General features: G+C 60.6%; 20 protein-coding genes and 2 pseudogenes. 13 read left to right on the top strand and 9 right to left on the bottom strand.

Annotated elements, in window-relative coordinates:
- Window positions 1-26: 26 nt before the first annotated feature.
- Window positions 27-1,079, bottom strand: coding sequence for a substrate-binding domain-containing protein (locus NKJ06_RS08295; RefSeq protein WP_352809601.1), 1,053 nt, complete (start codon window positions 1,077-1,079; stop codon window positions 27-29).
- Between the two features lie 242 nt (window positions 1,080-1,321).
- Here NKJ06_RS08295 and NKJ06_RS08290 point away from each other — a divergent pair, with 242 nt between their 5' ends.
- Window positions 1,322-2,122, top strand: a complete 801-nt coding sequence (locus tag NKJ06_RS08290) for an IclR family transcriptional regulator (protein ID WP_352809599.1) — start codon at window positions 1,322-1,324, stop codon at window positions 2,120-2,122.
- Between the two features lie 227 nt (window positions 2,123-2,349).
- On the opposite strand, the gene NKJ06_RS08285 is transcribed toward NKJ06_RS08290, so the two are convergent.
- Window positions 2,350-3,267 (bottom strand): LysR family transcriptional regulator, encoded by a 918-nt coding sequence (locus tag NKJ06_RS08285; protein ID WP_352809598.1) that lies wholly within the window; start codon window positions 3,265-3,267, stop codon window positions 2,350-2,352.
- A gap of 270 nt (window positions 3,268-3,537) precedes the next feature.
- Here NKJ06_RS08285 and NKJ06_RS08280 point away from each other — a divergent pair, with 270 nt between their 5' ends.
- The 4 genes from NKJ06_RS08280 (at window position 3,538) to NKJ06_RS08265 (ending at window position 7,189) form a co-directional block, all read left to right on the top strand.
- Window positions 3,538-4,197 carry an ABC transporter permease gene (locus tag NKJ06_RS08280; protein ID WP_352627515.1) on the top strand — a complete coding sequence of 220 codons (660 nt, stop codon included), beginning with the start codon at window positions 3,538-3,540 and terminating at the stop codon, window positions 4,195-4,197.
- A 13-nt stretch (window positions 4,198-4,210) separates the two neighbouring features.
- On the top strand, window positions 4,211-4,960 hold the full coding sequence (locus tag NKJ06_RS08275) for an ABC transporter permease (RefSeq protein WP_352809596.1): 750 nt from the start codon (window positions 4,211-4,213) through the stop codon (window positions 4,958-4,960).
- Between the two features lie 52 nt (window positions 4,961-5,012).
- Window positions 5,013-5,861: a transporter substrate-binding domain-containing protein gene (locus tag NKJ06_RS08270; protein WP_352809594.1), complete on the top strand. Its 849-nt coding sequence runs from the start codon at window positions 5,013-5,015 to the stop codon at window positions 5,859-5,861.
- 74 nt (window positions 5,862-5,935) lie between these two features.
- Window positions 5,936-7,189: a CapA family protein gene (locus NKJ06_RS08265; protein ID WP_352809592.1), complete on the top strand. Its 1,254-nt coding sequence runs from the start codon at window positions 5,936-5,938 to the stop codon at window positions 7,187-7,189.
- A 15-nt stretch (window positions 7,190-7,204) separates the two neighbouring features.
- Here NKJ06_RS08265 and NKJ06_RS08260 read toward each other — a convergent pair whose 3' ends face one another.
- The gene (locus NKJ06_RS08260; RefSeq protein WP_352809590.1) at window positions 7,205-7,735 is read right to left on the bottom strand and encodes a helix-turn-helix domain-containing protein; all 531 of its coding nucleotides are present in this window, start codon (window positions 7,733-7,735) and stop codon (window positions 7,205-7,207) included.
- A 147-nt stretch (window positions 7,736-7,882) separates the two neighbouring features.
- Here NKJ06_RS08260 and NKJ06_RS08255 point away from each other — a divergent pair, with 147 nt between their 5' ends.
- From NKJ06_RS08255 to nadE, 6 genes and pseudogenes are all read left to right on the top strand, one after another.
- On the top strand, window positions 7,883-8,119 hold the full coding sequence (locus NKJ06_RS08255) for a helix-turn-helix domain-containing protein (protein ID WP_023694075.1): 237 nt from the start codon (window positions 7,883-7,885) through the stop codon (window positions 8,117-8,119).
- Between the two features lie 1,271 nt (window positions 8,120-9,390).
- Window positions 9,391-9,752: pseudogene (locus NKJ06_RS08250) on the top strand (IS5/IS1182 family transposase); the annotation flags it as partial.
- A 221-nt stretch (window positions 9,753-9,973) separates the two neighbouring features.
- Window positions 9,974-11,911 (top strand): asparagine synthase (glutamine-hydrolyzing), encoded by a 1,938-nt coding sequence (asnB, locus tag NKJ06_RS08245; RefSeq protein ID WP_352627508.1) that lies wholly within the window; start codon window positions 9,974-9,976, stop codon window positions 11,909-11,911.
- Between the two features lie 23 nt (window positions 11,912-11,934).
- On the top strand, window positions 11,935-12,201 hold the full coding sequence (locus NKJ06_RS08240) for an acyl carrier protein (RefSeq protein WP_057144558.1): 267 nt from the start codon (window positions 11,935-11,937) through the stop codon (window positions 12,199-12,201).
- A gap of 26 nt (window positions 12,202-12,227) precedes the next feature.
- Window positions 12,228-13,772, top strand: coding sequence for a class I adenylate-forming enzyme family protein (locus tag NKJ06_RS08235; protein ID WP_352627506.1), 1,545 nt, complete (start codon window positions 12,228-12,230; stop codon window positions 13,770-13,772).
- Complete coding sequence (gene nadE / locus NKJ06_RS08230) at window positions 13,769-14,776, top strand: NAD(+) synthase (protein WP_352809589.1); 1,008 nt, start codon at window positions 13,769-13,771, stop codon at window positions 14,774-14,776. Before NKJ06_RS08235 ends, nadE begins: the two co-directional genes overlap by 4 nt.
- A 47-nt stretch (window positions 14,777-14,823) precedes the next feature.
- Here the strand turns inward: nadE and NKJ06_RS08225 are convergent, their stop codons facing one another.
- The 6 genes and pseudogenes from NKJ06_RS08225 to NKJ06_RS08200 form a co-directional block, all read right to left on the bottom strand.
- On the bottom strand, window positions 14,824-15,939 hold the full coding sequence (locus NKJ06_RS08225; RefSeq protein WP_352809588.1) for a hypothetical protein: 1,116 nt from the start codon (window positions 15,937-15,939) through the stop codon (window positions 14,824-14,826).
- Complete coding sequence (locus NKJ06_RS08220; protein WP_352809586.1) at window positions 15,936-16,604, bottom strand: N5-glutamine methyltransferase family protein; 669 nt, start codon at window positions 16,602-16,604, stop codon at window positions 15,936-15,938. The genes NKJ06_RS08225 and NKJ06_RS08220 overlap by 4 nt, the downstream gene beginning before the upstream one ends.
- 229 nt (window positions 16,605-16,833) lie before the next feature.
- Window positions 16,834-17,049 (bottom strand): annotated as a pseudogene (locus tag NKJ06_RS08215) (IS5/IS1182 family transposase); the annotation flags it as partial.
- 383 nt (window positions 17,050-17,432) lie between these two features.
- Window positions 17,433-18,833 carry a hypothetical protein gene (locus NKJ06_RS08210; protein ID WP_352809585.1) on the bottom strand — a complete coding sequence of 467 codons (1,401 nt, stop codon included), beginning with the start codon at window positions 18,831-18,833 and terminating at the stop codon, window positions 17,433-17,435.
- Between the two features lies 1 nt (window position 18,834).
- Window positions 18,835-20,037 (bottom strand): MFS transporter, encoded by a 1,203-nt coding sequence (locus tag NKJ06_RS08205; RefSeq protein WP_352809583.1) that lies wholly within the window; start codon window positions 20,035-20,037, stop codon window positions 18,835-18,837.
- A gap of 108 nt (window positions 20,038-20,145) precedes the next feature.
- Window positions 20,146-21,033, bottom strand: coding sequence for a helix-turn-helix transcriptional regulator (locus NKJ06_RS08200; protein WP_352809582.1), 888 nt, complete (start codon window positions 21,031-21,033; stop codon window positions 20,146-20,148).
- Window positions 21,034-21,311: 278 nt separating this feature from the next.
- Between NKJ06_RS08200 and NKJ06_RS08195 the strand changes: the two genes are divergently transcribed.
- Together NKJ06_RS08195 and NKJ06_RS08190 are read left to right on the top strand one after the other, a co-directional pair.
- A complete protein-coding gene (locus tag NKJ06_RS08195) occupies window positions 21,312-22,307 on the top strand; it encodes a class I SAM-dependent methyltransferase (RefSeq protein ID WP_352809581.1) in 996 nt (331 codons plus the stop codon).
- Between the two features lie 11 nt (window positions 22,308-22,318).
- Complete coding sequence (locus NKJ06_RS08190) at window positions 22,319-23,278, top strand: LysR family transcriptional regulator (protein WP_352809580.1); 960 nt, start codon at window positions 22,319-22,321, stop codon at window positions 23,276-23,278.
- Window positions 23,279-23,317 lie beyond the last annotated feature (39 nt).

Raw genomic sequence — 23,317 nt, 5'->3', positions numbered from 1 at the left:
GTTGTCAACGCTACAACCCTTCAGGCTTATTTCTGGGCCAGCAGCTTCTTGAACAGCTCCTCATCGTAAGGCGAAAAGATGTAGCCGTCAGCCGGGAAATCCTTGGCCCGGGCGAGGTACTCGTCGATGTTGGAATTGTCGATCACCGGCAGCGGGATCTTGACGAAGGCCGGCACATCCTTGCCCTCCAGCGCCTGGACGGCGGTGTAGGTGGCGAAGGCGCCGAGCCAGTTCGGCTGCATCGTCGCCCAGCTCTTCAGGCCCTTTTCCTTCCACAGTTCGAGGAACTGACGCGCGTTCTCGCCAGTGATCGGCACCTGTTCACGACCCTGCTTGTCGAGAGCGAGCACGGCACCGGCCGACAGCGCGCCGCCGAGCGACAGGATGCCGTTGATGTCGGGATTGGCGAAGAGCAGGCTGGTGACGGCTTCCTGGGCCGGCGCCACATTGTAAGGTGTGTTGGTCTCGGCAAGCACCGTCACGTCGGGATGGGCCTTGAGCGCGGCGTCGGCACCTTTGCGCCGGTCATCGCTGACCGAAACGCCGGCCGGGCCGTTGAGGATCAGGATCTTGCCCTTGCCGCCGATGGCGTCGATCAGGAAGTTGGCCGCCTGGTCGCCCCATTGCGAGGAATCGGTGTTGACCTTGGCGGTGACCTGGTCGGTGTCGACGAGGCTGTCGAAGTTGATGATGGCGATGCCCTTGGCGCAAGCGTCGGCCAGCACGCGCGCCGGCGCGGTCGACGAACCGGCGATCAGGATGATGGCGTCGACATCGGAGTCGATCATCGACTGGATCTGCTGGATCTGGACGTTGGCATCGCCCTGGGCGTCGGTGACGACGAGCTTGTCGACCAGCCCCTGCTTCTTCAGGGTCTCGACCTCGGCTTCGATCGTGCCCTGCGTCTGCTTCATCCAGGTCGGCACGGAATAGATGTTGGCCCAGCCGATCGTGTACGGCGCCTTGCGGTCGCCCTTGATACAGTTGGCGGCGGCGTTGGCCTGCGAGGCGGCGCCGAGGCCCAGGACGAGACCGAGGCAAAGGGCGCTGGCGGATGCGAAAAACGATGATTTCATCATGACTGTTCCCTTCAAAGGTTGTGGCCTCGACGTGCGGCATCGCGACGAAGAAACCCACCGGTTGCCGAGCTCGGAAACCGTCTGATTTTCGTCGGGACTTTCTGCGTCAGGCTCGTTAGTTTGTCTGGTATTTCAGACGATGTGTCTGTATATCGGACAAAATGGATGCTAGTCCGAGCCTTGACATCTTTCAAGCGTCTTGAGACGAGGACCGTAATGATTTTTGAGCGGATGCGGCTGACATGAGTGACGGCGCTACTGATGTGATCGAAAAATTAGCCAGCGCAGAGCCGCGCAACGGCGAGCGGCGACGCGGCATCGACCGTGTCATCATGTTGCTCGAAGCCTTGCTGCGGCACCGCGCGCCGATGCGCGTCGGCGACATCGCCAAGATGATCGGCGCCCCGCGTTCTACTACCTACGAAATCGTCAACAGCCTGCTCGAAGCCGAAATGCTCGAAAACGTCGGCGGTGAAGGTTACGTCTATTTCGGGCGCGCAATGCATCTGTTCGGGTGGGCCTATTCGCATCACAACGCCCATTACCGTCGCATTATCGAGACCTTGGACAAGCTGGCCGCGGAGACAGGCGAGACCGTCCAGCTATGCGGCCTGCGTGGCAACAAATACGTCGTTCTGGACTGCCGGGATTCGCCGGGCCCTTTCCGGATTTCAAGCGATGTCGGGGTCGAGGTGCCGATCCCGTGGACGGCGTCCGGACGACTGCTGCTCGGCCATATGAGCGAGCAGGAGCTGAAGGACTTCATTCCGCCTGCCGACTACAAGCTTCCCGACGGCCGCATCATTGCACCAGCCGAGTTCTTTGCCGACGTCGCCGCGGCACACCGGCAGGGTTTCAGCGAGACCACAGCCCTGGCCGACCGCTTCACTTGGTGCATGGCCGCGCCCATCCAGGACGGCCACGGCGCCATCAACAGGACCTTGTGTTTGGTGTTGCCCGTCGACACGCCGGAGCCACGGCGCGACGAACTGCTTGCGCTGCTGCGCGAGCGCGCCCGTGGACTATCGCTGGCGGGAGGCTGACGATCAGCCGTCTTGCCCCTGGTCTTTCATGCGCTCGGACTTCCACCTAAATTTGGCGGGCTCGGAGGGAAACTACCGGATAATCGATTTCATGACGCGAATCTTGCTCAGAACGCCAACGCTGCTCTCGGCAAGCATTTCTGATTATAAGTCTGCCTCTCGACCGCCCTTCTCTTTGTTTAGCGAAACAGCCACTGTCGAAGGGCAACAGCCCCTACAAATACCTATCACCCTCTCGTAGTCGGCGCCCTCGAAAACGCTGATATGATCGCCTCGAGCGACACATTCAGTGCATTCGAAAAGGTCCTGCCCTTCTGCCAAATCGCCACGTAGTGATAGAGCGCGGACGGTTCCACTGGCCTTATTCCCAGGTGAAACGCCGCGTATTCGCGCGCAATGATTTCATTGGTTATCGAAATGCCCAGGCCAGCCGAAACGTATCCGGCTTCGTGACCGTTGCAATCGAATTCCACCAGTATGTCTGGCTCAACGCCGGCGAAGCGCAAGGCATTGAAGTTCATTTGATGGGCGGCGAACTGCGGATCGATATCAACGATCGTTTCGCCTGCCAGGTCTTGAGCCTCGATACAGGTCTGTTTTGAAAAGCGGTGCTCGGGATGAAAGATGCATACGTTGCGAGCTGACCCAAGCGGCGCCCATTCAAACAGGAGTGGATCCAGCGGCAGTCGCGAGATTCCGAGATCCGCGCGTCCAGCCAGGATGTGCTCGCCGATCTGCTCGTAGCTTCCTGAAATCGACCGGACATTCGAAGCGGTCTTTGAGTGGATAATCGCCACAACCTTGGGCAGGGTCACGAAACCGAAAACAGAAGGCGCGGCAATCGCGATCCGTTGCTTTTCCTCGTTCTTCATAGCGAAGATCGACGCCTCCAGGCGATCCAGCGACGTCAGGGCAAGTTCTACGTTTCGCAGGAGCTCCCAGGCTTCCTGCAAGGGGACGATGCGGTTGGCTGATCGCTTGAACAGTGTGATGCCGAGCGTGGTCTCGAGTTGCTTCACGTGTTGACTGACGGCCGGCTGGCTTATCCCGAGTGCTGCCGCCGCTCGCCTTGTCGAACCGGCCCGCAACACTTCTCGGAAAACCTTCAGTTGACGGAGCTTGAGGTCGCTCTGCAACAACTCCATTCCTTGCGCGCCTTTCCCTGATAACCACCTGGGAAGCAGAAATCGCCATCCCGAGCAGCACCGAACCACCTCAGTATATAACGGCGAGTTATAGATAAAATAATAAAAATTATAGATTGAGTGTGTGATTTCAGGCGCTAGAATTAGCCAATATCTCAAATTAACTCCAAATTACAAATATAACAATTCACAACCTTGGGTTATACGCCTTTGTCTGAGTGACAAAGGTCGGCGTATCCTTCGGTAATTGCGAGTCGAGGAAGCGCCCCAATGGGTGGTTTTACTACTCAATTTGTTGTCGCACTCACCGTGACCATCAGCCTGGCCCTTATCAGCGGCTGCCTTGGTACGGCATTTGGGTTGTTTTTGGCGATTTCGAAGGGCACGGCAAAACCGCGCCTCAACGCGGTCGTGACCGCCTACACCACAGTCGTCCGTGGTGTACCAGAACTTCTCGTTATCCTGCTCATCTACTTCGGCGGAACCACGCTCGCCAGTAAGATCGCCGGCCGGTATGTCGAGGTGAACGCATTCACCGCAGGCGTTATCGCGCTCTCGGTCGTTTTCAGCGGTTATGCGACCGAAGTGTTTCGCGGCGCGATTGCGGCAGTGCCAGCGGGCCAAACCGAAGCGGCAAAGTCGCTTGGGCTGAACGCCTGGCAGCGCTGGATGTTCGTCATCGGACCTCAGATGCTGCGGTTGGCGCTGCCTGCCTATGGCAATCTCTGGATTTCGCTCTTCAAGGATACCGCCCTGGTCTCGATCGTCGGCCTCACCGATATCATGCGCGTTGCGTATCTGGGGGCCGGATCCTTACGCGCACCATTGACCTTCTACCTTGCGGCCTCCGCTCTCTACCTCTCGCTGACCACCGTCACGCTGCTGTCGATCCGGCTGGCTGAGCGGCGCTATCCGGCACTCGGCCGGTAGGAGGGAGCGATCCATGAACCTCGGCTTGGTGTTTGACGCAATGGTGGTCCTGCCTTCGGGTGTCGGCCTCACATTGACCCTGACGGTCCTGTCGCTGACGGCCGGGTTCCTTCTGTCCGTGCCGCTTGCCTTCATGCGCGCATTTGGACGTCCCGGTCTTTCGCTCTCGGTGCTGGCATACACCTATGTCATTCGCGGCACGCCGATGCTCGTTCAGCTCTTTCTGCTCTACTACGGCCTCGCTCAGATCGAGGCGGTGCGAACCAGCATCTTCTGGGTGATCCTGCGCGACCCCTTCTGGTGTGCCCTTCTGACATTTTCGCTGAACAGCGCGGCACACACCACCGAGATCCTGTGCCGCGGTCTCCAGTCCGTGCCTAAGGGTGTCACCGAGGCAGCCACATCTCTCGGCTTGAAACGCTTCCAGATCGCTCGCCTGGTCACCTTCCCGATCGCTTTCCGGATATCGCTCCCGGCCTACGGCAATGAGATCGTCGGAATGATCAAGGGCTCGTCGCTCGCGAGCACCGTGACGCTGCTCGAGATCACCGGCATGGCGAGACAGATGGTGTCGACCACGTTCGCGCCGTACGAGATTTTCATCGTCGCCGGAGCGATCTATCTATCGCTGACGTCGATCGCGGTGAAAGCGATCCAGTTGCTGGAGCGATGGCTGTCGACCGACGGCCATCTGGTGCGTCGACGAAAGGCGCGATTGCGCCCCGCCCTACCTGACCCAGGGATCACCACGCCCCTGCCCTGACGCCGCAGGTTCTGGGCTCCCCTTTCCATCCAAACCAACGAAGAGGTGCATCATGCGCATACCCCTGGCTATTGCTGTTTCTATCGCATCCCTGATGTCGGCACCCCCCGCCGGCGCCGAAAACGGGCGCGTCATATCGATTGCCACTGAAGGTGCCTCGCCGCCTTGGGACGGCACCGACGCGAATGGTCAACTCTACGGTTACGATATCGATGTTGGACAGGAACTGTGCCGTCGCATTGAGATCAAATGTACCTTTGTCCCGCAGGATTGGGACGGGATCATCCCAGCACTGCTTGTCGGCAAGTTCGACGTCATCATGTCCGGGATGGCGATCACGGAAAAACGCAAGCAGTCGATCGCGTTCTCGATCCCCTACGCCACCGGCTTCAACCAGTTCGTGGTGCGCAAGGACCTGGGTCTCGACGCTGGCGACACCAAGGAAAAGGTCAACCTTTCGACCATCGGGGGCAAGGAGAAGGCGACCATTGCACGCCTCAGATCGACACTCGCCGGCAAGGCGATCGGGGCTCTTCGCTCGTCAAATTCGGAAGCCGTGGTGAAGGAAATCCTGGGCGATGTCGTGACCATCCGCAGCTATGACAGCCTCGACAACATGAAGCTCGATCTTGCCGCGGGCCGTATCGACGGCGGTCTCGCCGACTATTTCACCTGGCGGGATTTTCTGGAGACACCTTCCGGTTCGGATGCGGTGTTTTTCGGGCCGGAACTGAAGGGCGGGCTTTGGGGGCCGGGCGTCGGCGCCGGCATGCGCAAGGATGATACTGAGTTGCTCGCCAAGTTCAACGCGGCCATCGACGCGGCTACCAAGGATGGGACGATCAAAGCGCTGAGCCTGAAATGGTTCAAGAGCAATATCTCGCCTGCCCTCTCGCAATAGGCGGCAACCGACTTCGACATTGACGTGGCGCTGGCCGCAACGCCGGCGCCCTCCCCTCCTTCAAGGCGAGCCCCATGAAAGACCAATTCTGCGCGGTCGTTACCGGCCAATCCCTGATCAAGCACGACATCCGTGACGTCAAAGACGAACGCTTCATCGCGGTTACGGACTTCCTGCGCCAAGGCGACGTCGTCTTCACCAACTTCGAGTCGACGATCCTCGGCAAGCACGGTGGGTCGCCGACCAAGGGCAAATACTTCGGATATTCCAGGGCTGAAGTGCTCGACGCATTGCAGGCCATCGGTTTTAACGCGCTTGCGCTCGCGAACAACCATGCCTTCGATCTCGGCGCTGGCGGCATCCTCTCGACGCTGGAGGAGGTGGAAGCGCGCGGTTTCATGCATGCCGGCATCGGAGCCGACGAGACTGACGCCAGGAAACCGGGCCGCCACCGGCTGGGCGCGCGCGAGGTCGCGCTTCTTGCGATGGATGCAGGCCCCGGCCCGACCAACATGTATGCCGAAGACCGCACGGCCTTCCGTCCGGCTCGGCCCGGGGTCAATCGTTTGAACACCATTCGCAAGATGGGGGTGCCGGACGGACATTTCCGCAGATTGGCAAAGCTGGGCGCTCATCTGCAAAGCTCCCCATTTGAACTGGCGAACTATGCGCAACCGGAGGACCCTGTTGAGGTGTCGGCCGATAAGGAGATCAATTTCTATGGCACCGTATTCACGCAAGCCGCCGATTTTAGCCGTCTGATCGAAGTCGACCGGCAAAGCGCGACTGTCCAACTGTCAGCCATCCGCCAAGCGGCGGCACAAGGGGATTTCGTAATCGCCTATCTGCACCACCATCATTGGGAGCCAGGTTGGCAGGACGTGCCGCGCTGGGTGCAGACCTTTGCGCGAATGTGCATCGACGCTGGCGCGAATCTGTTCGTCAGCCACGGCGCGCCGGTGTTGCAGGCCGTGGAAATCTACAATGGCTCGCCGATTTTCTATGGCCTTGGAAACTTCCTATTCCACGTCCAACCAGACGAAAACGAATGGGATCCATCGGAAGTCTGGCAAAGCATCGTCGCCGCGTGCCGCTATGATGCGGGCGGAAACCTCGCAGAAATAGATCTCCTGCCCGTCGTGATCGGCGCGGAGGCCCAATCTCTCGGATCGGCAACAGGCAGACTGGTGCCCGTCGCCGTGACGGGAAGCGCGGCGCGAGACATCCTCAAGGGATTCGCGACCCGCTCGCGGGCGTTCGGCGTCGAAATCGAAGTGTCCTCGGCTTGCGGCCGCATCGCCCTGCCCGCTGCCCGAAAGTTCGGCTGACGGCTCGACCGGCCGTCAGACGGTCTTGCATTTGGCCGGCGGGGATTCGCCGGCAGTCTCGCTGTCCGCCTTTGTGTCTAGCAGGGCCAGTTCTTCTCCTAAAGCTGCAATCAGGGACGAGACGCGACCGCGCACACGCGGCGGAAGTTTCACTAAGCCCTCAATCAGGCGCCGCCCTTCCGCGCTGGCAATGAAATCCAGGCGCTCATCGACCGGGAGGGGCCGCGCCGCGACGCGGGCCTCATCGTTTCCCGGCAGGCCTTCGAAGAAGCGGCCGACAGGAACGCCGAGCGAGCTGGCGATCTCGTAGAGCATCGACGCGCTCACGCGATTCCGCGCGTTCTCGTATTTCTGGAGCTGTTGGAAGCTGATTCCTATGGATCGGGCAAGCTGGGCTTGCGATACGTCGGACTGGACGCGAACGGTCGCAATCTGCCTGCCGACATGCTGATCGGCGGGATGAGGGTCAATGTCGATCTTTGGCTTCGGCCCCGCCCGAAGGAGGACGGAGCGTCGCGGTCTCAACAAGGCCTTTTGATCCTCCACAAGTCAGTCGGATAAAGAGTCTCTCGCGTACGCTCCGGGTTTTCGCGTCGATGTTATCTGAAAGCCGAATCGCCATTTAATATACCTTATAGGGTGTGAAATAACCCTATTAGTGGCAAAGAATATCTGCCTGCCGATTGTGGACGCATGGTCAGTCCACGACAGATTCGAGCCGCACGAGCTTTGCTGGGTTGGTCTCAGCAGGAACTCGCTGACAAGGCTATTGTTTCCCTTAACGCGCTGGTCCGGTTGGAAAACGGCAAGGTGGATTCCCGGATAAGCACTTTGCAGGCAATTGAAGCGGCCCTGACAAAAGCGGGCGTCGAATTCTTATCCGTAGGGCAGAGGGGTGAAGGTGTCCGGCTCTTAAATCCTCGGGCTTGATAGTGAATTTGGCGGTATGGTTTCTGTTTGATGCGGTTGCTCGATTGGCAGCCTCGCGTTTCGTTCGGCAATGTCGCGGAGTAGTCAATTCGCTATCTGCACGATCCCCCTTCCGACCTGCGCGATCCTAGCCTGCCTGATGGGTTGCCGGATCGTTATGGCCGCACCATCACACAACTTGGTTGCAGACCGATATCCAATGTTTCCGATGGGTTTGCTCCAGGCGGTGCTGCTGACAGAACACCCATTCAGTTCCCTCATGAGCCTGCCGACCTCCGCACCACGCGCTACCGCAGGACCAACTGATCCGGCTCGCGCCTAGATCTCTGTGTAAGCAAACGCGGTTAGGCTTGGTCTCGCATCCGCAATTGTCGTTCCCACAATTGCTCTCCTGCGGGTGACGAGAGACAAAGTCGTGGTATTGTCGGAATCAGCCATGATCCGAGCTCCAGACAGCTTGGGTTGTGGCCAGGCCGAACGACGTGTTGGAGCACGACGTTCGGCCAACAAGAGTGAACCACATTACGTACATACCGTACATTACGGACACCGCCATTGTCAAACGTTCCTGATCCTCTCGACAACAAAACTGAACGCTTCGAGTTGCGGCTCTCGACCGACTTACTTGCTCGCGTAGACGAATGGCGTCGCACTCAGCCAGATCTTCCCACCAGATCAGAAGCATTCCGGCGATTGGTGGAGGCCGGTCTAGCTTCAAAATAGGTTGCGGCTTGGTATTACCATCTCGAGTGCGCTTGGCAGCAGAATATAACCGGTCTGGCCATTGCAAAGCGGTTAGCGGTTGACACTGGCAGTCTGTTGAATAGCAATGCAGGGCGCAAAGAATACTCGGCTGGAGCCAAGCTGAGCCGGTCGAAGGCGTCTCGCGAGTTGCGGTTGTGGATTTCGAAGAGGATTGCGTAGCCCACATCGCAACAACCTCGAATGCTTTCGTGAGGCACTCCATTGCCGGCATCGAATTTATTCAAGAGAACGGAGGCGGCGCGCGTGTGCGGTTGGCCAAACGGCACCTACCGACGCCAAACGCACGGTGTGGCGCTGTAGACGCGCCTCATCCACCGACCCGCGCGGCGTTGCCCTGAAACCAGATAGCCCTTCTTCTCCGTCGCGCAGAGCATGGGGTAGAGTGGTTAGAGCTGAGGCCGTGAATGGGGCTGAGTTCCGGGTTTCTGGAGATTTCCCACCGTTTATGCGACTTTTCGAGCACAGACCAGGAACATTTGGCCGTTTTCCATTCATCGCCTAAGGCGGCCTATGATGGCAAGCCAACCTATCAGATGATCCTGCAGCATAGCAGCACCGCGAACGTCGTCATTCCACCTCGGTCGACGGCAGTGGAAAGCGGTGATACCGGACCGCTTGGTCAACGGCACAAGCCCATTATCGCGATCGCAAGCGACGGTCGGCTGAGATGGCAGGCTGCTACCGGCTATGGTACGCGGGCTCTGATCGAGACCGCCATCGGAAGGTACAAGGCCTAATCGGACGACGCTTGCGGGCTCGTTCGTTCGCCGCTCAGCAGACCGAGGTTGCCGTCGGTTGCAGCGTGCTCGACCGCATGCTGGCGTGTGCACGCCCGGAATCTGTCCGGCATCAAGTCCGGCAGGTATAACCGGCAACATCAAGACCGAAATGCGTTCGATTTCATATCCGCGCACCAACGCCGCGTCATTGCCTTCATCTCGCGGCAGATCCAATGCTCACGCAAGAAATCAGCCGTCGGCGGCCGCTCAAAATTTACCATTCTCATGAATAGTCCCAGATGTTTAACACCTACCGGTATCTTGGCGGCTATAGTCCGAGCTGCGCTGGTGGACTCGGAAATATCTCGGCATGTGCGGTTTTAGCGGTTATTTCGGCACTGTCCGGGATGGGAGGGCGCTCCTTGAAAGGATGACGGCTGCCATTGCGCATCGCGGCCCCGATGAGCAGGGGTTCTTCACCACAAAGGCGGCCGGCCTCGGCCATGCGCGGCTGTCCATCGTCGGCCTGGGGGACGGCCAGCAGCCCATGTCCGATGCGACGGGCGATCTGACGATCGCCTTCAACGGCGAGATCTTCAACTATGTGGAACTGCGCGAGCAGCTTCGCGCGAAAGGCCGCCATTTCCGGACAGCCAGCGACACCGAAGTGATCCTGCATCTCTATGACGAGATGGGGGAGGATTGCGTCTCCGCGCTCAATGGCGATTTCGCCTTTGCGCTCTGGGACGGCCGCCGCCGCCGCATGGTTCTGGCGCGCGACCGCATGGGGGTCCGGCCGCTCTTCTATACAAGGCAGGGCGAACGGCTTTACTTCGCCTCGGAGGTCAAGGCGCTCCTCCAGGCCCCGGGCGTCGCGGCCGAGATTGATCCGGTCGCACTCGACCAGATCTTCACGCTCTGGGCCCCGATCGCGCCGCGCACGGCCTTCCGCAATATCTACGAGCTCGAACCGGCAAGCCTGATGATCGTGCAAGAGGGCAGCGTCTCGACGCGGCCCTACTGGAGTCTGGAGTATCCCGACCGGGACGCGCCGCCCCGGCACCGGGACGAGCGTGCCGCGGCCGAGGAACTGAGCGCCCTCCTGACGGAGGCGACCCGCATCCGCATGCGCGCCGATGTGCCAGTCGGCGCCTATCTCTCTGGCGGCCTCGATTCCTCCATCACATCGGCGCTGGCGGCGGGCATGGCGCCGGGTGGCCTCAGGACTTTCTCGGTCACCTTCGATAGCGCCGAACATGACGAGAGCCCCTTCCAGCTCGAGATGGCCCGTGCGCTCGGCACGCATCACAGCGCCGTCGCCTGCGGGGAAGGCGATATCGCCGCCGTCTTCCCTGACGTTATCCGCTTCACGGAGCGGCCGATCCTGCGCACTGCCCCTGCCCCGCTCTACAAGCTCTCGAGCCTCGTGCGCGAGGCCGGCTTGAAAGTAGTGCTGACGGGCGAAGGCGCCGACGAAGTCTTTGCCGGCTACGATATTTTCAAGGAGGCCAGGGTTCGGCGCTTTTGCGCGAGACAGCCCGGCTCCCGCATCCGGCCGCATCTGTTCCGCAAGCTCTACCCCTATCTTCCGGGCCTGAGGCAGCAATCGGCCGAGTACCTGTTCTCCTTCTTCGGGGCTAGCGGCGCGGCGCTCGACGATCCGCTGTTCTCCCATCGGCCGAGGTTCGACGGCACGGCGGCGACGAAGCTGTTCTACTCGGGCGATCTGCGTGCCACATTGTCCGGATATGACGCCGCCGAGGAGCTCGCCGCGCGGCTGCCCGAGGCGTTCGCCCGCTGGCATCCCGTGCATCAGGCGCAATATCTGGAAGCCCGCTTCCTTCTCCCCGGCTATATCCTGTCCAGCCAGGGCGACCGCATGGCGATGGCCCACGGCATCGAGGGCCGCTTTCCCTTCCTCGACCATCATCTGGTCGAGTTTGCCGCCGGCCTTCCTCCCGAGATGAAGCTGAAGGGGCTCGTAGAGAAGCATATTCTCCGGGAGGCGACCAAAGACCTGCTGCCGGCCGCCATCGGCCGGCGGACCAAACAGCCCTATCGCGCACCGGACAGCCAGTCCTTCGTTGGTCCGGCCACGAGGGACTATGTCCAGTCGGCCCTTGGCGACGCCGCAGTCAGCGCCGGCGGGCTCTTCAATCCGAAGGCAGTGGCAAAACTACATGAGAAATGCAGCCGCCAGCCGGCCTCCGGCTTTCGCGACAACGCGGCCTTTGTCGGCATCCTGTCGACGCAGCTGTGGCTGACGACTTTCACCGGCACAGGCATTTGCAACGCAAAGGCCGCCTGACACCACCAAGGAAAGCGAACGACATGACCGATACGATCCGAGACGCAGTGAAGGCCTTTGTCATCGAGAACTTCCTGTTCGGCGACACCACCCACGCCCTCGCCGATACGGACTCGCTGATCGAGAACGGCATCATCGATTCGACCGGCGTTCTGGAACTGGTGGCCTTTATCGAGGACCATTGCGGAATCACAGTTGCGGACGCCGATATCGTGCCGGCCAACCTCGATTCACTGGCGCGCATCACGGCCTTCATCACAGCGAAGACCGCATCGCTCGTCGCGGCGTGACGGCTGGCAGCGGAAGGCCCGAGCTCATGCGGGTCGAGCAATTCCTCATCACGAACGCGGCCGCGCATGGCGCGAAGACGGCGCTTGTCACCGACCGGAAGCGGTTGCGCTATGACGAGCTCGACGATCTGTCGAACCGGCTCGCGACCGCTCTCGCCGCGAATGGCGTGCAGCGCGGCGACCGCGTTCTCGTCTTCATGGACAATTGCTGGGAAGCCGCCGTCTCGATCTTCGCGGTTCTCAAGGCGGGCGCGACCTTCAGCCCGATCAACGCCTCCACCAAGGCCGACAAGCTCGCTTATGTCATCGACGATTGCGAGGCTGCGGCGATCCTGACCCAGGCCAAGCTGAGGCCTGTCGTGATCCAGGCGCGTGCGCTGTCGGACCGGCCGCTCTTCGTCGCGTCGACGCAAGCGCCATCCAGCCATACGCCGGATGGCGCTGCCTCCTTCGAGGATTGTCTCAAGGTCGCGCCCGTGCCCGTTCGCCATGGCGGGATCGACATCGACCTCGCCATGCTGATCTACACCTCGGGCTCCACCGGCCGCCCCAAGGGCGTGATGATGACGCATCGCAATATCGATGCCGCGGCCGAATCCATCACGACCTATCTGCGCAACACCCCTGACGACATCATCCTCAATGTCCTGCCCCTGGCTTTCGACTACGGCCTCTATCAGCTGCTGATGGCGATGAAGCTCGGCGCGACCCTCGTCCTCGAAAAATCCTTCGCCTTTCCGCAGGCCATTTTCGAGCGCATCCGCGCCGAGAAGGTCACCGGTTTCCCGCTGGTGCCGACGATGGCGGCGCTGATCCTGCAGATGCGCGATTTGGCGCCGGGTTTCCTGCCGAGCCTGCGCTATATCTCGAACACCGCCGCCGCCCTGCCGCCGGTGCATATCGCCCGGCTGCGCGAGCTGTTCCCCGCCGTGCGGCTCTATTCCATGTACGGTCTGACGGAGTGCAAGCGCTGCACCTACCTGCCCCCGGAGGAGCTGGACCGCCGGCCGGGTTCCGTCGGCATCGCTATTCCCAACACGGAAGCGATCGTCGTCGACGATGAGGGCAACCGCGTGCCACCGGGCGTGGCGGGCGAGTTGGTCATCCGCGGCCCGCATGTCATGCAGGGCTATTGGCGCAACGACGTGGCCACGGAGCAGATGCTGCGTCCCGGGCCGCATCCCTGGGAAAAGCGGCTCCACACCGGCGACCTGTTCCGGACGGACAAGGACGGCTTCCTCTATTTCGTTGGCCGTAAGGACGACATCATCAAGACGCGCGGCGAAAAGGTCGCCCCGAAGGAAGTCGAAACTGTGCTGCATGCCCATCCCGGCATCGTGGAAGCCGTGGTGACCGGCGTGCCGGATCCGGTGCTCGGCCACGCCATTGCCGCCCTCGTCGTTCTCTCGGACGAGACCCTGAGCGAACGGGACATCATTCGCTACTGCGCCGTTCATCTCGAGGATTTCATGGTGCCGAAGCTCATCGAGTTCCGCCGCGAGTTGCCGAAAACCGATACCGGAAAGGTCAGCCGAAGGCTGGCGGCCGAAACGTTGGGGACTGCAGAATGAACCTCTCCCTCGCCCCGAGCCGTCCCGCCTTCTCGGCCGACGCGCTGACGCTCGACAACGCTGCGGAAACCGATCGCATCGTCGCCGGGTTGCGCGAGCTGCTACGCGGCATGCGCAAGCGCGGGCTCGTGCTCGGCCTCTCTGGCGGCATCGATTCCAGCGTCTCGGTCGCGCTCGCCGCCCGCGCCGTCGGCGCGAAGAACGTCTTCTGCCTGTTCATGCCGGAAAGTGACTCCGATCCCGACAGCCTCCGCCTCGGCCGGCTGGCCGCCGAAACCTTCGGCGTCGAAGCGATCGTGGAGGATATCGGCCCGACGCTGCACGCGATGGGTTGTTATGAGCGGCGGGATGCCTTCATCCGCGAGCTGGTGCCGGAATACGGGCCGGGCTGGGCCTCAAAGATCGTCATCGCCAATTCGCTCGCCGGCGAAGGCTACAACATCTCCTCGCTGGTGGTGCAGGACCCCGAAGGCCGGCAGACGAAGCTGCGCATGTCGCCGGCGGTCTATCTCGGCATCGTCGCCGCCACCAACATGAAGCAGCGCACGCGCAAACAGATCGAGTACTATCACGCCGACCGGCTGAATTTCGCCGTGCTCGGCACGCCGAACCGGCTCGAATACGACCAAGGCTTCTTCGTGAAGAATGGCGACGGCGCGGCTGACGTCAAACCGATCGCCCATCTCTACAAGAGCCAGGTCTATGCGCTTGCCGCCCATCTCGGCATTCCCGAGGAAATCTGCCGCAGGGCGCCGACGACCGACACCTATTCCCTCGAGCAGACGCAGGAAGAGTTCTACTTCTCCCTGCCCTATGACCGCATGGATATTTGCCTCTTCGGCCTGAATAACGGCCTTTCAGCCGTGGAGGTCGGCGCCGCCGCGAAGCTGACTACGGTCGAGGTCGAACGCGTCTGGGCCGATATCGCCGCCAAGCGCCGGGCGACGCGCTATCTGCACCTTGGCCCGCAGCTCGTCCGCCCCGTCGAGGAAATCGCCTGCTGAGATCGGCGCGACCATCGGGATTATGTCGCCGCGCGCGCAATGACGGTCTATTCGAACCGCTCCCCGGCCAGGCGATTCCAGTGCTCGCCGGCCAGCCCGTTGAAGAAGCCTTGCGAGCTCAGGAACGCGTTCACCAGCTCCTCGTCGCGCGAATGCACCACGGTCGAGGCCGGTTGAGTGAAGGCGACCCGCCGACCCAGCATCGCTGCCAGCAGGGCGGGTTGCGTCCGGCCGCGCAGGCCGGCGGCGCCGCGCCGCGCTGCATCGCCAATCAAGCAGTCGACGACGGAACCAGCTTGCCCCGGCAGGGCCAGAACCTGCAGCACGCGCGCCATCCTGCCCGGGCGGGTGTGATAGAGGAAGGCGCCGACCAGAGCCCCGCTGGGGGAGGAGACGGACGCGAACACGGCCTCGCCATAGTCCGGCTTCTGGGAAGCCTCCGCGAGGATATGCGCAAGCTGCTCCGCGCTCCAGTCGGGGCGGAGCGGGAACTGCCGCGTCAACGGGTCCAAAAGAGCCGCAAAACCGGCATGATCGATTTCGGCAACCATGAGGCCGCCCTTGCCATTCCAGAGTTCCGGGACCCCGGACCAGCGCATCTCGTTCTCCTGCATCCGTCCGCGAAGATAGCGATCGAGTCCGCGCGCGAGCGGGTCAAGCAAGCGCACGGCGCCGGCTCGCCGCGAGGCTAGATCGAGCAGGAAGGCCGAAGGCCGGATAACCCGGATCCAGTCCAGGCTGTATTGCGGCAGGGCGACCCCGCGCAGTTTCGTCCACATCTGCGTCGAGAGGGCATTTGCGGTTTCGCTGAAGGAGATGTCCTGCGGCCCGGCCAGGAATGTCCTGAGCAGCCTTGCGCCGGCCATCGGGTCGTTCGCCCGCGGTTCGACCATGAGCGAACCACAGATGGCGGCGCGCAGCTTGCGCTGGCCATGCCTCATCGGCAGCACATTCACGCCGACAAAGCCTGAAATGTCGCCTTCGCTCGCAATATGGACGAGAGACGCGATCTCCGGATCGCAGACCGGGCCTTCGAGATAGTGCCAGCGCAGATAAGTCTCGAGCGCCGGAGGCGGCGGCTTTCCACCGTCCCGGAAGGTTCTTTGAAAGAGCCCGACGACGGCCGGAATATCCGCAGCCTGCAGGGGACGAATCTGGCTCATGCCAAACTCGCGGAGGATGAGATCGCGGGCGCACCGTTCTCCCGCTTCCGGAGGAGTGCGACACGCGGCATTCCGACCTCATCCTTGGCGAATGTCACGGGTTCATAGGCCTTGGCTCTGGCTATCAGCGCAGCCACCTGGCGGTCCTGCCCCCGCCCGAACTCGAACAGCAGCCAGCCACCAGGCTTGAGGAAATCGATTGCGTCCCGGATCAGCCGCTGGTGGATCGAGATGCCGTAAGGCCCGCCGTCGAAGGCCTCGCGCGGCTCGCCCTCAAGCAGATGCGCGCTCTCGCCTTCGAGGCGCGCGGTCGAGATATAGGGCGGATTGCAGACAATCATGTCCGCCGCGCCGATAAGCCCATCGCCCTCCAGCGCACCGAACAGATCCCCTTTCCGGATGGTGACCCGGTCCTGAAGGGCCAAGCGTTCGGCATTGCTACGGGCGAGCGCGACCGTGCTGTCAGTCACGTCCACCCCCCAGACGCGGGCCGACGGAACTTCCGCCGCGATCGCCAGAGCAAGGTTGCCGGAGCCGCAGCACATGTCGATCACCATCGGGCCGGGCGCGCGATCGCGAAGAATCGCGAGCGCGCTCTGTCCGAGCAACTCTGTTTCCTGACGCGGCACGAGAACGCCCGGAGCCAGTTCGAGCATCACGCTCATGAAACGATGCAGGCGGGGCGTAGAACGGCCGGCTAGGGCTGCTGCTCTGTGCGGCACGGCGGTTCCTTACGTCATCCGACGGTATTGCATACACAATGACCTATCGCGCTCCGGTAAACGGCTGCTAAAGATATCGCCGCCGATACTCCGCAGCGCCAACTCGGCCATATAGATGCGGCGTTGGTACGCGGATATGAAATCGAACGCATTTCGGTCTTGATGTTGCCGGTTATACCTGCCGGACTTGATGCCGGACAGATTCCGGGCGTGCACACGCCAGCATGCGGTCGAGCACGCTGCAACCGACGGCAACCTCGGTCTGCTGAGCGGCGAACGAACGAGCCCGCAAGCGTCGTCCGATTAGTGCCTTGTACCTTCCGATGGCGGTCTCGATCAGAGCCCGCGTACCATAGCCGGTAGCAGCCTGCCATCTCAGCCGACCGACGCCCGCTTGCTTCGCTGTTGCCCCGGCCGCCTCAAGCGCCAGCCGCTGCCGCCAAGCGCCGGAAAACCGCTCCTGCCGGCGGAGGCGCGGAGAGGGTTTGGGACGCAGAAACATCGCAAGCACGATGAATCATGGCGGCGCTTTTGGCAACCGTTTGCGTTTAAAACCGCCACACCTGTCGCGATGTAAGAACGAATGATAATGTTGCAATATCAGTCGTTTAATTGTGCCAGCCTCGTATCAGTCATTGCTTTCTGTTAGCTGTTTCTGATGCAGTGTCTGCTTTTGGTGCGAGTTTGAATTGAGTCCATGGAGAGCGAGGCGCGAAGCAGCCATCCGCAACCGGCATTACACATGCCAGTTGCTGGAAGCGCGTAGAACATTCAGGAAAAGGCCCATTCCTCATCGGTCGGCGCAATCAGCCCGTTCCGCAGCCGGCTGTGAAGTTCATGCCACGACGGGTCTGATACGAAGCCTTTCATGCTTCCACATGCCTCGGCGAAGGAAATGTCGCCTAAACAGTCGATAACATCACTCATCCCGCCGTTCCTGCTATTTAGGAATAGCTCGAGCGGATCATCGTCACACTCAATTACCCGATGTCCCCAAGCACCCGGTACGTCGTCGGTTGCGAGAGCTTGCCGAAGATCTTCATCCACGCCTGCGGCCTCGAGCGCCCGGCAGACGACATAGCGCATCAGGGGGTAGTACATCGGCTGATAGCTGCCTCCAAGCGCACGCACGCCGGGAAGGATCGACAAAACCAGAAACATCAGCAATAGATTCGGGATAAGGCTGCGGTTTGCCAGCCGCCCGAGGATGTCGGGGGCTGTGAAGGACGCCACCCTCATACCGGTCGCAGGATCTATGAGTTCTCGGGCGATCAGGCGCAGCGGAAGGCGTTTGCCATTTTCATAGAGCCAGAAGAAATCGGTACCGCGCGCGAGCCAGCCACTCCAGGGGCCGGACGCAAGCCCGTCGAGACCGGCCAGGATATTGGAGGCGAACTTCGGGTCTTCCAGTAGTCTCATGCGTAGCCAGGAATTTTCGTCCGACAGATGGTCGGCCACCAGGTCAGCGACATCCTCGTCGTCGATCTGCAGGAAAGCAAAGCGGCCTCCGAACATTTTTGGCCAAAGGATGAGATTGGCTGCCTTGATGGCATGCGCCGGCCGCTCGAATTGCGTCTTCGGCAGAAGGCTACGAAGCAGCGTGAGCGCGTCGCCCTCAGTGTTCGGCTCCCTCGGTAACAACTCGAACCTATAGGGTCCCGGCCCGGCTAGCAGGCTGTATCCGATCATGCGACTTCGGCTGAGGCCAAAGACGTTGACAGACTTGCCGTCAACGGTGAGCCAGCCTGGTCCCTTGCGTGGTTTTTCAACGAGGTTCACCGTCGAAACGGCGTAGGAAACATAGGTCGAACAGTCATGCGCCGAGAGACCAAGGAGGCTGAAGATATGCGTGTAATAGGCTTCTGGTTCCATGAGGAGAAACAAATGAGGGCCTGTCTGCAACACGCGGCGCCTTTCGAAATCCCTGCAGATTTCCAAGGCGGTGTCGGCAGACAACCCGTTTCGTGTCGCTGCCTTCCTGATGATGTCGAGTAGTTTGGTGAAGGCGCGAAAGCGGATTTCTGGCACGGACTTGGTAACTGGCGCCTCGAACAGGCGAAACGCATAATCGCGGATCGGCCGGGAATGGTATGGGCTCATCCAGGGGTAGAGTGCCGTCAGCGACCCCAGGACTGCCTGTTTCGCATTTACGCCTGCTGTTAGCTCTTCCACCTCACGATTCACCTTTTTCTTGTGTCTGAATTACACCGACGCTCAAACACGAAATACTGATGAGGAGCACCACTCCGAAGCTGAAGAAAATCGTCGAAGGAAATGCTCGATCTCCTACAGCGGCGGCGATGCCGAAGACGAGTAATCCGAGCGCCACGGCCACACTGTGCATAATGCCTTTTGCCCGGCCCAACAGATAGACCGACACTCGCGACTGCAATGTGACTTCAACGCTGACGCGTCCAAGATTGTACAGAAATCCGAGCGCGGCAAAAAGGATCACTGTCCAAGGCGTGCGCAGAGATGTCAGCGCCATGAGGACCAGCGCCGTTAAGCCCAAAAGCATGAGATGCCGCGCGTGGGTACTCATCGCTCTTTCAATCCGGAATAAAGAGACCGCACCGATCAGTGAGCCCGCCGACCATGCAGCCTCGAGGTAGCCGAAATCCACGGCAGTACCCTTCTGCTCCTGGAAGACGAAGCTCGATCCCATGACGCTGACAAGCACCGCGCTGGTATAGAGAAGCGCATAGACGACAATGAGACGACGCAGGCTCGGATCGATTTGGGCTGCCGAGATTTTGGCGATGCGGATATCACGCGAAGCCGGTTCCAGCCGCATCCTGGTCAGGCAGCCCGCTGAAAACAGGAAGAAGGCAGCAAGAACGGTGAATGGCAGGGCTGGGGAGCGCTCATGCAGCAACGGCCCGGCAAGTAGAGCTGCGCCGAGGTTGCCGAGCTGCATGACAAAGAAGACGGCGGAATTCGTGGCTACAAGATCGCGGCCGTCAGCTATCACGGGGATCATTGATTGAGAGCTCGTTAGCGCGACACGGTCGCAAAACGAAAAGAGGGCCGCTGACAGGCAGATGATCAGCAACACGTCCATGTAGAGGAGCGCGCAAGCGGTAGCCAGCATAACGAGGAAGCGGCTGAGGTCTGCCGCAACGTTCAAGCATCGCCTGTCAAATCGATCCGCCGCTACGCCGGCCAAAGGGCTCGCAATGAATTCGACAACGCTGACGATCGCAAGGAACGTCGCGACGCCGGCGGTTCCGTACCCTCGCTCGACGAGAATCCAGGCGGAGGCGATGTAGAAGCCGTTTCGGGCAACGGCCGCCGATAGCGTGCTGGCCAGACCGAGGCAGGGATTGGACCGGTCGGCCCGTCCTTTGGCATGACGATTTCGAACCAGGTTTGACATGAGCGGCGTATCCCGGGCTGACCGCCGATGGATACCTTCTTCCGCCAAGCCTGCTTTACTGTGATGTTGGGGATTTCCGATACTTGCTGAGAACCGACAGGCGGCGACCTAGATTCTGCACTTACGACGAAATTCCGTCGGGCCCGCACCGAAAGCCCGCTTAAAGGCGGTCGCGAAATGGCTCGAACTGCCGAAACCACATTCCATCGCGATTTCCGTCGCCGACAGATTGGTCGATCGCAGCATGTCCGCGGACTGCTCCAACCGTCGCTGCGCAATGAATGCGTGCGGGGTCATGCCTGTCGACTGCTTGAAGGCCCTCCAGAAATGGAACCGGCTAACCCCAACCTCCTTTGCCAAATCGGCGAGCGTCGGTCTGCCGTCCGACAACGCCTCGATCATTGCCACCGCTCGCTTGAGATCGAACGATGACAAACCGCCTTTTACCGGTTCCTGATGGAAGCCGTTCAACCTTAACATTTGCCCGAGCAATTGCGTGGCCTGGCACTCCACCATCGTTGCGCTGATGGGGTCAGGCTGCTTGAGCTCCAAGGCAATCCTCTGCAAAGCCAACTCTACAGTGCCGTCCCGAAATCCGATCGAAGGCGGCAGCACCGCCGGGCGATGGCGAGCCATTCCCGCAAACACATCATCGGCGAACCCTCTTTCAATTGAGACCAGGAGGTAGGAAGCGGTCGCGTCCCCCTCGTCCCACCCATTCCAATCACTGCCCGCGGGCATGAAGATTATCGAACCGGCCCGGCGCGGCAAAAAGGCAATCCGGCGCCCATCCACGATGTCTTCTCCGCGGCACGCCGTGCCCTTCAGGTTCATCAAGAACACATGGTTTGGCTGGAGGATTCTTGTCTCCTGACGCTCAAGCCCGGTTCTTTTGACTACGTCCGCCCGCACGCTCCCCCAACTCTCATACTTGTGGTCAAGCGATTGGTGCCGTGAACGGCGATTCTCGGTCGGGTCGAGGGCAAGAGTATTCACGTATCGACAGCCTCCTTACTGGCGAATGGCCAGTCGTTGCATGATGTGGCGAACCATGGGTTGCTGAACAACACGCAAATAACTCTGGATTGGTAGAAGATGTGACTTTAGCGAAAAAATGGCAAACGAGTGAAAGCCGCCTGTATCCGGCAGGCCTACCAGTTGGCTCAGCCAATACTTGAGCCCGGTGAAATATTAGACCACACTTATCTTAGTGGAATTTCCCCCATCGACGTATCGGCATCTCACCAACAGAACGGTGCTGGAGGCATACTGCGATGCGTGGACTCGACGACTTTCTGGCTGAGTGCGACCATGGCCCACGGATCAACGGACTCGCCGGCTTTTTCGCGGCGACCGCCGCTGGCAAGAGCGGGATGCCAATACGCAAGCCCGTGGCCGACGCCCGCCTCCTGCCGAGCGATGAACTGCTGCGCGGCCTGGTCAGCCTGCATGCGGCACGACAAGGTTTTTTCGACCAGCACTATCACGGCAGCATTCCTTACAGATTGGAAGAGGAGTGCCGGATGGCCTATGCAGTGCTGAAATACGCACGGCACCGTGGCGCTCCGCTTTCGCTATACAGCCTTGGAACAGCGGAAGGCACGATGGCAAGAACACTATCCGAACTGTCGGAGGGACAAATACGCACACTGTCGTGCAGTCCGAACGCGGAGAATTACAAATGCTTCATGGCTTATGGCCAACCGCCACACGCCGACTTTTTCGTCGGTCCCTTCCACAAGTTGACGAAGGACGTCCTGAGTTCGGATCCGCGATTGGCAAATTTCGCTCACGGGTTCGATATCATTCTCGAAGATACGACCTTCCAGATGTACTCGCCAAACAGAACGGGACAGATCGAGTTCGTGACCCAGCACCTCAAGCAGGACGGAATCTTCGTCTTCGTCGAGAAGTTCCGGGCAACCGAGGAGCCGGACTACAGGCGTCGCGAATACCAGAAGGATTTCGGCTTCAAGGCGCGCTATTTTCCGCCAGACGAAATCGAGAAGAAGCAAACCCTCGTTCTGGATACGATGTTCGGCAATGAAGTGACTTTGGCAGAGATGGCTGACGCAATACGCGCACATTTCAGCTACTGCTCCCTGACGTGGAACAGCGGAAATTTCTGTAGCCTCGCGGCGAGCAATAGCGAGGAAAACCTGAACCGGTACCTCTCCCAGATGGCCACTCCGGCCATTCCGCACGAGTACGTCTACGAAACGAGCTTGTGTCCGACCCTGCCCGTTAGCGTCGCCGCCGCGCAGGAATAGGCTCCTGCGCCTTGGGACAGGTCAACAATACGCTCCGCCGTTTGGACCATGTCTTCGCAGCTGTCGATCATGGTAGCCTCAGGCAGGCCGCAAGAGTTCTCAGAGTGCGGGAATCCTGTGTCAGCCGCAACATCGTTGCTCTTGAGCAATTGCTGGACATGCAGTTGTTTGATCGCGACGTCCATGGCGTTCGGCTGACCGAAGGAGGCCGGGCCTGGACTGACCTCGTCCGGGCTCATTATGAGGGCTTGCAAGATGCCTTGGCCGGAGTTGGTCGTGACGACCAGGATGATGCCAAAACAGTCAAGATAGGGTTGTGCGGCCAGATAGGCCGGGCGTTCGTGGCGCGCCTTGTCGATCGATTTCGCAGCTTACATCCTGGCGTGAGCATCGCCATCGAGGACGTTCCCCATGAACAGTGTCTGGCGGCAATACGCCGCCGGCGCCTCGACATCGTCTTCACGCATGGCCTGGAGAACGCCGCATTGTGCCGTAGCGAAATATTTGCGCACGAGCGCTTGTTCGTTCTGCTGCCCTGCTACCATCCGCTTGCTGAAAGGCCTGCGGTCACATGGTCAGATCTTGCAGATACGTGTCTGCTGGTTTCAGGCGGATCCCCCCGGGATCTGCGTTTGCTGGAGCATATCGCTGCGAATGGTGGCCCCACTGTCCAGATATGTCGCGCCAGCGAAGCAACGGTCATCCTCAAGGTGCAACTCGGTCAAGGCGTGACTCTGGCGGGCGAGGGTTTTGCCAGGACAGTCGCCATCGACGCCACGGTGTGGAAACCGATCCGTGGCCAGAGCAGCGTCAGTTCGATCAAGGCAGTGTGGCTGGAATCGAACCCAAAGCGCGCGCTTTTGCGGCTGGTTGGGACAGCAAGAAACATGGTAACAGCAACGCGCCCCCCTACCCCTGTCAATGTACGAAGTACGGAACGCCGCGGCGCGATTTCTGACGTCACGCCATGACTGGGAGGTGCGACTGACCCGGTTTGACTTCAGTCGTCC

This window comes from Mesorhizobium sp. M0293, assembly GCF_040321735.1.
Lineage (GTDB): Bacteria > Pseudomonadota > Alphaproteobacteria > Rhizobiales > Rhizobiaceae > Mesorhizobium.
The sequence above is the reverse complement of the archived record's forward strand: the minus strand, read 5'-3'. Positions and strand labels throughout refer to the sequence as shown.